At 67.2% G+C, this 14,238-nt stretch carries 14 protein-coding genes; 6 read left to right on the plus strand and 8 right to left on the minus strand.

All coding sequences use genetic code 11. From position 1 onward, the window contains the following. The first annotated feature begins 47 nt into the window (after positions 1–47). Positions 48–1,376, plus strand: a complete 1,329-nt coding sequence (locus ACIPR8_RS11330) for a sigma-54 interaction domain-containing protein (protein WP_446541113.1) — start codon at positions 48–50, stop codon at positions 1,374–1,376. A gap of 92 nt (positions 1,377–1,468) precedes the next feature. Here ACIPR8_RS11330 and ACIPR8_RS11335 read toward each other — a convergent pair whose 3' ends face one another. The 7 genes from ACIPR8_RS11335 to ACIPR8_RS11365 form a co-directional block, all read right to left on the minus strand. Then, on the minus strand, positions 1,469–2,785 hold the full coding sequence (locus ACIPR8_RS11335; protein WP_446541114.1) for a hypothetical protein: 1,317 nt from the start codon (positions 2,783–2,785) through the stop codon (positions 1,469–1,471). 50 nt (positions 2,786–2,835) lie between these two features. Beyond that, positions 2,836–3,603: a hypothetical protein gene (locus tag ACIPR8_RS11340; protein ID WP_192286233.1), complete on the minus strand. Its 768-nt coding sequence runs from the start codon at positions 3,601–3,603 to the stop codon at positions 2,836–2,838. Positions 3,604–3,615: 12 nt separating this feature from the next. Continuing rightward, positions 3,616–4,317, minus strand: coding sequence for a C39 family peptidase (locus tag ACIPR8_RS11345; RefSeq protein WP_192286234.1), 702 nt, complete (start codon positions 4,315–4,317; stop codon positions 3,616–3,618). A 150-nt stretch (positions 4,318–4,467) separates the two neighbouring features. Continuing rightward, entirely contained in the window at positions 4,468–5,856 is a 1,389-nt protein-coding gene (locus ACIPR8_RS11350; RefSeq protein WP_192286235.1) for an adhesin, read from the minus strand. Positions 5,857–5,905: 49 nt separating this feature from the next. Beyond that, positions 5,906–6,547: a hypothetical protein gene (locus ACIPR8_RS11355; RefSeq protein WP_192286236.1), complete on the minus strand. Its 642-nt coding sequence runs from the start codon at positions 6,545–6,547 to the stop codon at positions 5,906–5,908. Beyond that, the gene (locus ACIPR8_RS11360) at positions 6,544–7,071 is read right to left on the minus strand and encodes a hypothetical protein (protein WP_132864404.1); all 528 of its coding nucleotides are present in this window, start codon (positions 7,069–7,071) and stop codon (positions 6,544–6,546) included. Before ACIPR8_RS11360 ends, ACIPR8_RS11355 begins: the two co-directional genes overlap by 4 nt. Before the next feature lie 301 nt (positions 7,072–7,372). Continuing rightward, a complete protein-coding gene (locus ACIPR8_RS11365) occupies positions 7,373–8,695 on the minus strand; it encodes a dicarboxylate/amino acid:cation symporter (RefSeq protein ID WP_192286237.1) in 1,323 nt (440 codons plus the stop codon). 151 nt (positions 8,696–8,846) lie between these two features. Between ACIPR8_RS11365 and ACIPR8_RS11370 the strand changes: the two genes are divergently transcribed. The 5 genes from ACIPR8_RS11370 to ACIPR8_RS11390 all read left to right on the plus strand — a co-directional run bounded on the left by ACIPR8_RS11370 (position 8,847) and on the right by ACIPR8_RS11390 (position 13,599). Continuing rightward, positions 8,847–10,547: an alkaline phosphatase gene (locus ACIPR8_RS11370; RefSeq protein ID WP_313256194.1), complete on the plus strand. Its 1,701-nt coding sequence runs from the start codon at positions 8,847–8,849 to the stop codon at positions 10,545–10,547. Further along, complete coding sequence (locus ACIPR8_RS11375; protein ID WP_446541115.1) at positions 10,544–11,080, plus strand: WG repeat-containing protein; 537 nt, start codon at positions 10,544–10,546, stop codon at positions 11,078–11,080. The genes ACIPR8_RS11370 and ACIPR8_RS11375 overlap by 4 nt, the downstream gene beginning before the upstream one ends. Positions 11,081–11,141: 61 nt before the next feature. Further along, positions 11,142–12,440 carry a tRNA lysidine(34) synthetase TilS gene (gene tilS, locus ACIPR8_RS11380; protein ID WP_446541116.1) on the plus strand — a complete coding sequence of 433 codons (1,299 nt, stop codon included), beginning with the start codon at positions 11,142–11,144 and terminating at the stop codon, positions 12,438–12,440. A 30-nt stretch (positions 12,441–12,470) separates the two neighbouring features. Beyond that, on the plus strand, positions 12,471–12,731 hold the full coding sequence (locus ACIPR8_RS11385) for an exodeoxyribonuclease VII small subunit (RefSeq protein WP_132864408.1): 261 nt from the start codon (positions 12,471–12,473) through the stop codon (positions 12,729–12,731). After that, the gene (locus ACIPR8_RS11390) at positions 12,721–13,599 is read left to right on the plus strand and encodes a polyprenyl synthetase family protein (RefSeq protein ID WP_446541117.1); all 879 of its coding nucleotides are present in this window, start codon (positions 12,721–12,723) and stop codon (positions 13,597–13,599) included. Before ACIPR8_RS11385 ends, ACIPR8_RS11390 begins: the two co-directional genes overlap by 11 nt. A gap of 177 nt (positions 13,600–13,776) precedes the next feature. Here the strand turns inward: ACIPR8_RS11390 and ACIPR8_RS11395 are convergent, their stop codons facing one another. After that, positions 13,777–14,151: a DUF4870 domain-containing protein gene (locus ACIPR8_RS11395; RefSeq protein ID WP_132864410.1), complete on the minus strand. Its 375-nt coding sequence runs from the start codon at positions 14,149–14,151 to the stop codon at positions 13,777–13,779. Between the last annotated feature and the right edge of the window lie 87 nt (positions 14,152–14,238).

A 14,238-nucleotide genomic window follows, 5' to 3' on the forward strand; every position in this document is an offset into this window, starting at 1 on the left:
TCTGAATCCCGGGTATAAGGTGGCGCCAAATGGAGAGGTGACCAGGCATGGCTGCAGCACCTGACACGGGCAAGCGTTGTGTTATCTGGTTCGGCAATCCGGGGGCGAGAGAAAAGGTGATGCTGGCTGCGGATGGCTGGCAGGTGCGCGCGGTACTCCCTCAACAGCCTGCCGAGATCGGCATGCGTGATGGCGACGTGGTGGTCGGCCTGATCGATTTCCGCACCAGTTCGGACAGCGAGCTGGAGCGCATCGGCAGGCTCACCGCCGAGCATCGTCACATGCCGCTGTTCGCCCTCACCCCGGCCGATGACGGCCACGTGCTGCACCCCCTGCTTTCCAGCTGCCAGCGCCAGTTCCCGCACCCCCCTGACCTGAAGGACCTGCTGCGCCAGCTGCAGCTGGTGGGCGAGGACTCACCTGCCCCGGTGGTCGATGACGTGATGGCCACGCTGCTCGGCGAGAGCGACGTGATGCTGGCCATGCGCGCCACCCTGCGCAAACTCGCGCCGGTCGACCTGCCGGTGCTGATCACCGGTGAAACCGGCACCGGCAAGGAAGTCGCGGCGCACGCGCTGCATCGTCTTTCACCGCGCGGCAGCCGGCCCTTCCAGGCGGTCAACTGCGGCGCGATCCCCTCCACGCTGCTGCAGTCGGAACTGTTCGGCCATGAACGCGGCGCCTTCACCGGCGCCACCAGCCGCCGCCAGGGCCTGTTCGAGACCGCGCATACCGGCACGGTGTTCCTCGATGAAATCGGCGACCTGCCGCTGGATGCGCAGACCAGCCTGCTGCGCGTGCTGCAGGAAGGCACCATCGAACGGGTCGGCAGCAACCAGCCCATCACCGTGGACGTGCGTATCCTGGCCGCCACCCACGTTGACCTGGAACGGGCGGTGGAAGAAGGCCGCTTCCGCCGCGACCTGTATTACCGCCTCAACGTGCTGCGGCTGTCGATGCCGCCGCTGCGCCACCGGCAGGGCGACATCGACCTGCTTTCGCGCCATTTCCTCAACAGCTTCCGCACCCGCCATCGGATCCGGGCGCGCGGTTACACCACCCAGGCGCGGCAGGCGATGGAGCGTTTCGATTGGCCGGGCAATGTGCGCGAGCTGCTCAACCGGGTGCAGCGCGCCGCGATCACCGCCGACGGCGAACTGATCACCAGCGCCGACCTGGAGCTGGCAGGTGACGGAACCCCCGATGCCGCGCGGCTTGGCAACGCACGCAGCCACGCCGAGCGCGAGACCCTGCTGTCATGCCTGCAGCAGAGCCGGTTCAACGTCAGCGCCTGCGCACGCTTGATGAAGGTCTCGCGGGTGACGGTGTACCGCCTGTGCCGCAAGCACCAGTTGACGCTGGAAACCCTGCGTTGATCCCGCGCAGGGCGCAGCCGTGCCCCGCTGTCGCCCTGCCGCTGAAGCCCGTGCCGAGCATGGCTCGGCACTATCGCAGGCCATGATCCCGCTCACAGCATGTACGGCAACTTGAACGACAGGCTGAAGTCCGGTGCGTCCGGCGTCAGGCCCACGCCGAGCATGCTGACGAAGGTCGCCTTGTTGGTCAGCGCGTAGGTCACGCCCAGGTTCAAGGTGCCGGCGTTGGCATCGCTGCCGATCACCTTCACCCATTGGCCGTTCTTGTAACGGGTGGAAGCGCGCGCACTGAGCTTGTCGCTGAAGGAAATGCTCAGGCTGGTGCGCTCGTTGAAGGCGAACGCCACGCCGGCACCGAAGTAATACGAATCACCCAGCCGGACCTCGCCGGGATTGATCGTGTCCGGGTTGGAGTCCAGGTCGTCGAAGCTGCGCTTGAACGAACGGATGTAGCCAATGTTCGCGAACAGGATCGCCGGATCGGCCGTCTTCACCGCCGACAGGCCGATGTTGGCCTGCCACACGCCATTGCCGGTGGGCTGCCGGCTGGGCACCGCGAAGCGGATGAAATCATCGTCGTCGCGCTCGATGACCTTCCAGTCCAACCCATAGGGCTCGCGTCCGGTCGGGGCGGTCACGCCACCGGTCAGCACCGTCTCCGGCCGCCAGCCACGCTCGCCGAACAGCTTGTAGTTGGCGGTGAAGCTGACATCGCCGATGCCGTTGCCGTTGGTTTCCTCCTGCGCGATGCCGGCCGCCGAACCACCCGCGCCGCCCTTCTGGTAGACGGTCTTGCGCGCCAGGTAGGGCACGTCCAGGTTGAGGGTCAGGCGCGGATTGACGCCCCAGCGCGCGGCGAAGTTGTAGGTCGCCGTATCCGATTCCACGTTCTCGATGGCGATGTTGCCCAGGAAGATCGCATCCAGCGCCAGGAACCCATTGAGGGTGAGCTGTTTGCGGTCATAGCGCGCGTAGCTGATGCTGTTTTCCAACGTCAGCCTGCGGTTGAACAACGCCGATTGCTGCTGCTTGACGTCATCCACGCTGCGCCGCGCGGCCTCCTTGGCCTGCTGGGCCTCGGCGGCGGTGCTGGCATAGCCCTCGCCGGTGGGCGCTGTTGCCGCCGCCGGGGGCACCGGTTCGTCCTGGGCGGCCTGTGCCACGGCAGGCGGCGGTGTCGGCAGGGCCTGCGCGGTCTTGCCGCTCACCCGCGCCTGGATCGCCTGCACCTGCATGTCCAGTTCCCGCAACCTGCGTACTTCCTGCGCGTAGCTGGCCTTGAGTGATTCCAGCTGCGCCGCCAGGGCCTTCACGTCTTCTTCGTCATTGCCGGTACCTGTCTGCTGTGCCGCCACCTTGGGCGAAACCACGGCAAGACTCACCAGCGCCGCCATCGCCAGTCGATTCATTGTCCTGATCCTCGTTGTTGCCTGGAAGGATGCCCGTGCCATGCACGGACCTATTGGCCACCGATCCCGCCCACTCCCCGGTTGAGCGTGATGGCCTGTGCCACGTTCTGGGCCAGCGGCAGGTTGCCTGCCACCGATTGCCGGACCAGATCGATCTGCAGGCGATTGGCCGCCTGCTGCCCGTCGGCCATCAGCTGGATGCTCTGCCCGACACCTCCATTGCGCAGCCACTGCTGCACTGCCCCCTGCCCGTCGATGCTCAACCGCAACGTGGCCGCATTGCCATCGAAGCTGGCCACGGCGCTGGCATCGCCCGAGCGCACGGTCGACGCCCCGCTCGCTGCGCCACCATCGCCGCCCGGCACCACGCCGTCGTTGCGTACGTTCAGGTGGATCGCGTTGCTGGCACGGTTGCCGTCGCCGGCCACCTGCACGCTCTGCACCAGCCCGCCGACATTGGCCAGGCCGCTGCCGTCGATGCTGCGACCGGCCGAGGCTGGCAGCGGCGCATTGGCCGCGGTGATGTTCACGCTGGGCGTGAAGCTGACCTTCGGCGTGCGGCCCTTGCTGAAATCCATGCCCAGCGTCAGCGCGCCCTGCAGCGACTGCCCCCCGGCCGTCTGCCAGGTGGAGATCATGGTCACGCCGAACCAGGCCACCTCGTTGCCGCCGACGGTGTAACGGCCGCGCATCAGGTTCAGCTCCGGATCGGGGATCTCGTGCAATCCCTTGCCGGTGGTGCCCCTGCCCTCTTCGGCCAGCGCCGGCAGCGCGAAACCCAGCGCCAGTGCCAGCAGACCGCATGCATGCATCTTCATCTGGATACTCCTTCAGAACAGGTCGGCATGGGTGAAGCCGAAGTCGACCAGCTCCGCATCGGTAATGGGGCCTCGTCCCTGTCGCGCGGCAAGCGCGCGGGCACTGGGCCGTTCACTGGGTTGCAGCAGCACCGTGTTGCGATCGAAGTCACTCCCGATCACCACGAACACGGCACGGGAGGGCCAGGCACGGACGAACTCGTCCAGCGGAATGGCCCGGTTGCCGAGGATCGGGTCGCCGATCTCGGCCACGTCATCGCGGACCTGCTTGAGCACGACGAAGTGGCGGAAGCCGCGCACGTCCATCAGTACCAGGCCGGGAACCCGCAGGCTCTTTAGCCGCTCCTCGTCGACGCGGTAGCCACGTCCACGCATGCCAAGCGACTCGACGTAACGCTTGATGTCCAGCAGCGAAAACCCACGCTGACGGACAAGTTCAGGATCAGCCACGCCCATCATCCCTTCGATCACCGTCGCCTCGTCCGTGTTGAGGTGGTAGGCATGCTTGAGGATCGTGGCCAGCGCGGCCGCGCCGCAGCTGTAGTCGGTGTGCTGCCGCACCAGGTTGCGGAAGCGCCGTTCGCGCATGCTCTCGACCTGCCCGGTGTACATCGCACCGTTGGGCAACACGCTGCTGAAGGCGACATCGCCTGCCCGCGCCACTCCCGGCACGGTCAGCAGCACACACAGCAACACGAGCATCTTGCCGAACATGGGTGCGTGATCTCCTTGCACGTCCGCCAGGTGGGAGCCCCGGTTCCCCGGGGGAGAGAAACAGGGGCTCCCTGGAACACCCGGCCATTGGCGGATGGCCGGGCTTGTTGCTCAGGACAGGGCAATCACCTTTGCAGGCGACCTGTTCGATTACGGGCCTTCGCCACCACCGCCACCGCCGCCGGTGGAGGGCTGGGCAACGGCCAGTGCCAGGCTGTTGGCCTGCAGGTTGCCGGTGCCGGAAGACACGTTCACGCCGATGTTGCCGGAGGCATTGGAGAACGCGCCGCCGGACAGCGAGGCGGTGTTGGTTGCATCCACCGCGATCCAGTCGATGTCGATCACGTGGCCACTGAGGCTGGCGGTCAGGTCAGCCGTGCCCATCTCGGAGAACGACAGGTTGCCCTTCTCGTCGGTATCCCACGCCATGCCACCCACGCCCGGGCGGTTCGGATTGGCGACGGCACCCTGGGTCTGGTTGTCCCAGTCGGTATGGCCGGTCTGGTTGCCACCGGTGTGCGTGTTGCCACTCCAGTTGTCCGGGTAGAAGTTGGTCTTCTGGTAGGAGTTGCCGGTGCCACTGTAGGTACCCGATCCGGTGCCCTTGGTGGTGCCGGTGACCTTGCCGGACATGTTGATGGCGTAGCTGTTCACGACGTAGTCGTAGTAGCCATCGTTGGTCACGTCGTTGCCCGAGGACACCTGGTTGGAGCTGATGCTCGAGGTGGCATAGGCACTGGTGGCGACCGAGGCGGCCAACGCGTTCTTCTGCTCGTTGTTGTTGCCCGAGGTGACGTTCACGCCGATGTTGCCGGCCGCACCGGAGAAGGCATTGCCACCGATGCCGGCGTTGTTGGTCACGCCGTAGTTCATCGTGGAGTTGTTCATGCCGCTCTGGTTGACGAAGACTTCGGCGTCGGCCATGCCGAAGCTGAAGGACGCGTCGGCCGCGGACAGCGCCGCGGCGTTGTCCTGGGCGTTGTTGTCGCCGGCGGCGACGTTGAAGCCCAGGTTGCCCGAGGCGTTGGAACCGACGTCATCGCCAATGGCGGCATCGTTGGTCAACAGCCCGTTCTCGGCGGTGTTGCCCGAGATCGACTGGCGGTTGTCGATGATCGCGATCGCCGCCGAGTCCAGGTCGATGTTGCCGGTGATGGTCGGGTCGCCGGAGAAGTTCACGTCCGAACTCAGGCGCATGTCCTTCTCGAGGTTCACGTCGACGCCGTGGTTGTTCTTTTCCTTGCGCTCGTCGGCGGTGATGTTCGAGGTCTTCTGCACCGTCTCGGTGACTTCCTTGTTGCTCACCGAGTTGCTGCGGGAGTCGCGGTAACGCAGCACGGCGGCGGCGTCGAGCTTCAGGTCCACGTCGGTGTCGACGTTGGTATTGATGTTGGTGTTGGTATTGGTGCGCGTCTCGTTCACGTTGTGCTGGTGATCGATGTTGGCGCTCTTGTTCTGGTTGTCCGCCGCATTGGCAGCCGCACTCATCGTGAATGCGGTTACCGCCATGGCGAGTACGGTCCATTTATTCGCTTTCATGGTGCCCCTCTTCAGGTTCTCTGATGCATCGGGTGGATGGAACGATTGCTCACGGGATGGCCTGCACGGAGATGCTCAGGCTGTTCGCCGTTGCATTGCCGGATCCCGCGATCTGATTGAGTTGCAGCACGCCGTCGAATCCGCGCATGGCGGATGCCTCCACGCCCACCCTGCGGGTGGCACGTGGATCGCTGGCGACAGGCTGCTCCCCCGCCGACGCGAGCGCTGCCGAGGACGCCATCGCGTCATCGCTTGCCTCGCGTATGCCCTGTGCGGCCAGCGTCGCGCTCACGGCGTTCAACGCCGTGTTGCCACCACCGCTGGCCTGGTTGATCGATGCGATGCCGCTGGCCCCGGCCAGCGCATTGCCACCGATGGAGGCCGAGGCCTGCAGCGGTGTATTGAAGACGTTGCCGTGCTGTTGCTGGCCGACGCGCACGCCGGCATCGGCATGGCGGCCACTGGCCATGCTGTGCAGGTTGGCCTGCAGGTTGAGGTCGCCGGCGGCCTGGTTCACCTTGATCGAGCCGTTGCTGCCGGCCAGCGCGTTGCCGTCGATGCGACTGTCGGCCGACAGGTACGACAACATGCCGTTGTAGCTGTCCGCCTGCGATTGCGCACCGGCCAGCGCTGGCGCTGCCACGCAGGCCAGGCCAAGCAATGCCACGACGGTCGGGTGCAGGCGCTTCATTTGCCACCTGCCGGCTGGCCGAGCGGGAACTGTGCCAACGCGCCGCGCACCTGGTCGCCGATGCCACGGGTTGCACCGCCCACCGCGCCCATCGGGCCGCCGATCGCACGGGACAACTGGCCACCGGAGAGCGGGCCACCGTCACCGGTCACGCGGCCCAACGTGCCGCCGACCACGCCGCCGGTCACGCGCTCCACCGTGGTGTGGCCATGGCCCGCCATCCCGGCATCGGCCAGGCCGGACTGCATGTCCGCGTAGTCGGCATCGCTGAGTTCGTCCATGCCCCCGGCGCCCAGCGCCGAGCCAAGCTCCTTGCGCGGTGACGGGTCGGCGATCAACGCCATGCCCGGCGGCTGCATGCGATACGCCGGCCGCGCCGAGACATCGCGCAGCAACACCATCTCGCCGGGTTGTGCCTTCACGCCCTGGCGTGCGCCCGATGCCTGTGCGACACCACTGGCCGCCAGCAGCAAGGCCATCGCGCCCATCAGGGCGATACGTCGATTGGTGGTCGTGCTGTCCATTGCTTCCTCCCTGCCGGATTTCACGGGAGGAGTGAGCAGCAACCATGCCAACAGGATTTTTACTTCAAATACATGCAGTTACGATGAAAGCGTAACAACGCCTGCTGTATCGCTGTCACACCGGCAGGCCGGGAGCCCGGCCGTAAGAGCCCTCCATTCAGTGGGGCTCGGGCCAGCCAATACGTGCCTTCCGAGGGGTGTATCGGCGGTGTTACAGCCCGCTGTTACAGCCTGCTACACCCCGAACACGCAAGGCCGGGTTGCCCCGGCCTTGGATGCGGACGAAAGCGATGTCGCGCCCTCAGCTGCGGGGGTCGCCCCCCGCCGTGATGGCGGTCCTCGACCCGTCGTAGACCTGCTGGTCGAGCAGCCCGGTTTCCTTGGCCACGATCACCGGCACCACCATCTGCCCGGTGACGTTGGTCATCGTGCGCATCATGTCCAGGATGCGGTCGATGGCGTACAGGTAACCGATGGCCTCCAGCGGCAGGTTGGCCGCGCTCAGCACCACCGTGGCCATGATCACCGCCGTGCCCGGCACGCCGGCGGTGCCGAAGCTGCCCAGCACCGAGGCGATCAGCACGATCAGGTACTGCTCCGGGGTCATCGGCACGCCGGTGTACTGGGTGATGAACACCGCGCACAGCGCCGGGTAGATCGCGCCGCAGCCGTCCATCTTGATGCTGGCGCCCAGCGGCACCGCGAACGAGGCGTAGTCCTTGTTGACGCCCAGGTTGTCGGTGATCGAACGCATCGCCACCGGCATCGCCGCGAAGCTCGAGGAGGCCACGAACGCCACCTGCATGCCCGGCGCGGCGCCACGGAAGAACTTCCACGGGTTCAGGCCATGGACCAGCAGCAGGCTGCTGTACACCACCACGATCTGCAGCGCGCAGGCCACGTACAGCGCCAACACGAAGTTGCCCAGCGGCAGCAATTTGTCGAACCCGTAGCTGCCGACCAGGCCGGCGATCAGGCCGAAGGTACCCAGCGGGGTCATCTCCAGCACGAAGCGGGTGACCTGGATCATGATCTCGCTCATCTGGCCGACCAGCTTGCGCGCCTCGCTGACCTTCTCGCCCAGCTTGACCATCGCAAAGCCGAGCAGCCCGGCGAAGAAGATCACCGGCAGGATCGAGCCGCGCCCGGCCGCCAGCACGGTCTCACCGGCGGCATTGACCTTGGTGCCGATGCCGGCCAGTGCGTAGAACACGTTGGACGGCACCACGTCCATCAGCACCTTGGTCACCGACGGCACGTCGCGCGGCGTGTAGGTGCCGTCCATGGCCAGCTTCAGGCCGCCGATGCCCGGTTGCATCACCGTACCCACCAGCAAGCCGATGCCCACCGCCAGCGCGGCGGTGATCACGAACCACAGGAAGGTCCGCCCGCTGAGCGCGGCCAGCGATTTCTGCCCGTGCAGCGAGCCGATCGCATTGACCACCGCGAAGAACACCAGCGGCACCGCGATCATCTTGATCAGGGTGACGTACAGCTCGCCCAGCGGACCGAAGAAGGTCTCGGCCGCCGGCCCCATCGCCCACCCCGCCAGCGCGCCGAGCACGAAGCCGCCGACCACGCGTAGCCAGAAGGGGATCCGCAGCCAGGCAGACACCACGTTCATAGAAGGAATCCATCAGAAAATCCAAGCTGGGCACGATAGCGCAAGCCTTGCCACAGCACGATCCCGGCAGGGAAAAGCTGCGTGTCATATGCATGCCTTCCGTGCTTGACCATAATGAACGCCTGACAACATGCCAGCGACACCTTTCCCGATGCACAAAGCCACATTCCTTTCCGCCGCCCTGACCTCCCTGCTGCTGGGCGCCTGCGCCAGCACCGCCCCGCAATCCAGCACCGCCGCCGCGGTCAGCGTGGACGTGCCGACGGTGGCCCATCCGGCCGGTGAAACCCCGCAATGGTGGTACCGCGACGGCGCCGCCCGCGCCGCCGGCAATGGCGCCATGGCGGGCAAGGCCAAGAATGTGATCCTGTTCCTGGGCGACGGCATGAGCCTGACCACCGTGGCCGCCGCGCGCATCCTGGAAGGCCAGCGCCACGGCAGCTCGGGCGAGGAGAACCTGCTGTCCTGGGAGCGCTTCCCGGCCACGGCGTTCAGCAAGACCTACAACACCGACTCGCAGACGCCCGACTCGGCCGGCACCATGACCGCCATCACCACCGGCGTGAAGACCCACATGGGCGCCATCGGCGTCAGCGCCGGCACCCGCAGCGATTGCGGCGACAGCCTGTCCAAGGGCCTGCTGACCTGGCTGCAGCTGGCCGACAGCGCCGGACTGGCCACCGGCATCGTCTCCACCGCCCGCCTCACCCATGCCACCCCGGCCGCCACGTACGCGCATTCGCCGGAACGCAACTGGGAGAACGACACCGACCTGCCGGAAGCAGCCAAGGCCGCCGGCTGCGTGGACATCGCCCAGCAGTTGCTGTCGACCTCGCGCTACGGCCAGGGCCCGCTGGTCGCACTGGGCGGCGGCCGCGGCCAGTTCACCACCGTCAACGAGGAAGACCCGGAGTACGCGGACAAGGTCGGCCTGCGCCTGGATGGCCGCAACCTGGTCGCCGAATGGCAGGCCGCCCACCCGCAGGGCGCCTACGTCTGGAATGCCGACCAGCTCAAGGCTGCGGCCAACGCCCCGGCACTGCTGGGCCTGTTCGAGCCGGACCACATGCAGTACGAGCAGGACCGTTCGAAGGACCGCGGCGGTGAGCCCTCGCTGGCCGAGCTGACCCGCGCCGCCATCGCCAACCTGTCCAAGCACCAGGACGGTTATGTGCTGATGGTCGAGGGCGCCCGCATCGACCACGCCAACCACAGCGGCAATGCCGCCCGTGCACTGGGCGACACCATCGCCATGTCCGACGCGGTCAAGGCCGCCGTGGAGGCCACCTCGGCCGACGACACGCTCATCATCGTCACCGCCGACCACTCGCACACGCTGAACTTCGTCGGCTACCCGGCACGCGGCAACCCGATCCTGGGCAAGGTCAAGGACAAGGGCGGCGAAGACGGCGCCGGCAAGCTGGACCTGGCCCGCGACGGCCTGGGCCTGCCCTACACCACGCTCAGCTACGCCAATGGACCGGGCTACACCGGCGCCAGCAACCAGCAGCCGGCCGGCCCGAAGAAGTTCCCGCACGGCCCGAGCAGCTTCGAGCCCGCCGTGGGCCGCCCGGACCTGACCCATGTCGACACCGAGCACCCGGACTACATGCAGGAAGCCCTGGTCCCGGCCAAGGCCGAATCGCACGGTGGCGAGGACGTGGGCATCTGGGCACGTGGCCCGGGCAGCAAGGCGGTGCGCGGCACGATGGAACAGAACACCATCTACCACCTGATCGTGCAGGCCACACCGCGCCTGCGTGCGCGCCTGTGCGAGCTGGGCACCTGCGATGCGCAGGGCGTGCCGGTGGAACTGCCGCAGCCCAGGCAGTTCGAACGCAAGGCGCCGTGAGCCGCGCGCGACGGTATCGGTTCGGCGCGGTGGCAGCCCTGCTGCCACTGCTCGCGCTGTCCTGCCTGGCGCATGCCGGGGAGGCCTGTTACCGCCGCGACACCGAACGTCCCGACGTGCTGCCCGGTTGCAAACAGACCGCACCGGGCACGCTCGTCATCAGCGCGGCCGCACTGGCCGCGCTGCAGTTCGACGAGAACGGGCTGGCCGCCCTGCAGGCCGGCCACCAGTACTACTACGTGCGCCGCGATGGCCGGCACCTGCTGGTCATCACCTACGACAATGGCCCGGACTATTTCCAGGAAGGCCTGACCCGCGCCCGCGTGGACGGCCGCATCGGCTACTACGATACCCAACTGCAGCCGGCCTTCGCCGAACGTTTCGACTGGGGCTTCCCGTTCGAGAACGGCAGCGCCGAGGTCTGCAATGGCTGCCACGAAGGCCCGCCGGACGCCGGCGGCCATACCGGCATCGTCGGTGGCACGCATTTCCGCATCGACCGGCAGGGCGCGCATCTGTCCACCGCGCGTTGAACCATCGGCGCCCTGCCCCGCATTGCGGCCGCCGCAACCGGCGCCGATACTCGGCACCGCCATGAACCTGCTTTCCCCTGCCCTGCTCGACGCGGCGTTCGTCCATCCGGTGATGGTCGGCTTCAGCGGCGGGCTGGATTCGACCGTGCTGCTGCACCTGCTTGCGCAGGCGCCGGGCCGCGCCGCCGGCAGCGTGCGCGCCGTGCATGTGCACCACGGCCTGCAGGCGCAGGCCGACGCCTGGGCCGAACACTGCCACCAGGTATGCGCGGGCTGGGGCATCGCCCTGCAGGTCATCCACGTGGACGTGCGCCGCGATGACGGCGACGGACTGGAAGCGGCGGCGCGCACCGCGCGCCATGCCGCTTTCCAGGCCTGCCTGCAGGCAGGCGAATGGCTGGCGCTGGCCCACCACCAGGACGACCAGGCCGAAACCTTCCTGCTGCGCGCCCTGCGCGGTTCCGGCGTGGACGGACTGGCCGCGATGCGGCCATTGCGCGCCTTTGGCCATGGCCAGCTGTGGCGACCACTGCTGGATGTGCCGCGTGCAGCGCTGGAAGCCCATGCGCGGCATCATCGGCTGCACTGGATCGAAGACCCCAGCAATCAGCACGATGAGGTCGACCGCAATTTCCTGCGCCTGCAGCTGATGCCCCTGCTGCGCCAACGCTGGCCACACGCCGCCACCGCACTCGCACGCAGCGCCGGCCTTGCCGCGCAGGCCAGCGACCTGCTGGCCTCGCAGGACGACGCCGCGTTGCAGTCCTGCACGGACGCCTCCGGCGCGCTGCGGATCGACGCTCTCGGCGCCCTGCCCGACACCGCGCAGGCACGCGTGCTGCGGCGCTGGGTACAGCAGCAGGGGTTGCCGCCATTGCCCGGCAACGGTGTGCGCGTCATCCAGCAGCAGCTGCTGTCCGCCGGGCATGACCAGCCAGCGGAATTCCGCTGGCAGCACGCCCGCATCCGGCGCTGGCGCGGGCAGTTGCATCTCGTGCCCGCGCTGTCGCCCTGGCCCGCCGGTTGGCAGCAGCCCTGGCAGGGCGATGTCCCTGCCCTGCTGCCGGACGGCGGCGTGCTGACGCTGCAGGGCGCGGACCGTCTGGACCGTCCACTGTTGCTGCGCCAGCGCAGGGGTGGGGAACGCATCCACCTGCCGCAGCGCGCGCACCGCCACGCGCTCAAGCAGTGCCTACAGCAATCCGAGGTTCCCCCCTGGCTGCGACCGCACCTGCCCCTGCTCTGCGACGGGGACGATGTCCTGGCCGCCGGCGACCGGATTGTTTCCGGCACGCTGCAGCACTGGCTGCAGGCACATGGCGCGCGCCTGCACTGGCAGCCGCCGCACCCGTCGAATTGACCCTTTCCCGCTGGCCGCTACACTGGCGCCATGCCCAAGAAGTCCCCCAATGAAGCCTCCCCGGTCGCCCACTTCGAGCAGTCGCTCGAGGAGCTGGAGCAACTGGTCGAGAAGATGGAAGCCGGCGACCTGAGCCTGGAGCAGTCACTGACCGCCTATGAGCGCGGCGTGGGCCTGTATCGCCAGTGCCAGCAGGCGCTGGAACAGGCCGAACTGCGCGTGCGCCTGCTCACCGATCCGGCCCAGCCCGAGAAATCCGAGCCTTTCAGCAGCACCGGCAATGACGACTGACGCCCTGTTCGCCGCTTGGCTGCAACGCACCGAACAGCACCTGCAGCACGTCCTTCCCGATCCCGAACGCGCCCCGCAGGGCTTGCACCAGGCCATGCGCTACGCCGCGCTGGGCGGCGGCAAGCGCATGCGTCCGCTGCTGGTGCATGCCGCCGGCCACCTGTTCGATGCCGCACCGGCGCGGCTGGATGCCGCCGCCGTCGCGGTCGAGCTGATCCACGCCTATTCGCTGGTGCATGACGACCTGCCGGCAATGGATGACGACGACCTGCGCCGTGGTCGCCCGACCACCCACATCGCCTTCGACGAAGCCACTGCCATCCTGGCCGGTGACGCCCTGCAGACCCGTGCCTTCGAAGTGCTGGCCGAGGCCGAGATGCCCGCCGAGCTGGCATTGGCCTGCCTGCGTACCCTGGCCACGGCCTCCGGTGCCGCCGGCATGTGCGGCGGCCAGGCGCTGGACATCGATGCCACCGGCAAGCAGCAGTCGCTGGCCGACCTCAAGCGCATGCATGCGCTCAAGACCGGCGCGCTGATCCGCGCGGCGGTACGCATGGGGGCACTGTGCGGCAATGCCGGCAGTGACGACCTGGCACGGCTGGATGCATTCGCCGACACACTGGGGCTGGCGTTCCAGGTGCGCGATGACATCCTCGATGTCGAAGCCAGTTCCGAGCAGTTGGGCAAGACCGCCGGCAAGGACCAGGCACAGGACAAGTCCACCTTCCCCTCGCTGCTGGGCATGGACGGTGCGAAGGCCACGCTCGAGGAGCTGGCCAAGGCCATGCAGGATGCATTGGCCCCGTTCGGCGCACGTGCCGGCGCGCTGGCCGCGCTGGCCGAACTGACCGTCCGCCGCAAGCACTGAGGCTGCCCGAGCGGCCTCGGCGGCGAAGAAGCCGGGACAGCTGGAACAACGGCATCTACAACGCCGGCGGCAGGCATCCCCCGTTCCACGGCCAAGGCCGCGCCCACCGCTCCCCTTCGCATCAGGAACAAAAAAGCCCGGGAAATCCCGGGCTTTTTCCTGCGACCAGCGCGCTGATTACTTGATCAGGCGGATGGTCATCGGATAGCGGTAGGTCTGGCCCTTGTTGGCAGCCAGGCCAGCGATGATGCTGAACACGATGCACGCAATCCATGCAGCGAAGTTGATCAGCGCGCCGATCAGGATGATCGTCAGGATCGTGCCGATGATGTAGACGCCGATCAGCGTGATCTGGAAGTTGAGCGCCTCCTTGGCGTTGTCGGACAGGAACTTCTTGTCCTGGTTGTCCTTGTTCACCAGCCAGATGATCAGCGGCACGATGAAGCTCAGGATGATGCCCGACAGGTGCACCAGCATGGCGATGGTGTTGTCATCCGAGCTCGAGTTTCCTGCCGGTGCCGGCGGAGGCGTGGTGTTCTGATAGTCGCTCATTGCTTCCCCTAGATCCTTGTTATGGGTTGAAAGATACGCCGACAGTGCCGGTGTAAGGATGGCTCCATGGCCATTATGAGAATAGTC

The organism is Stenotrophomonas sp. LARHCG68, from assembly GCF_052871705.1.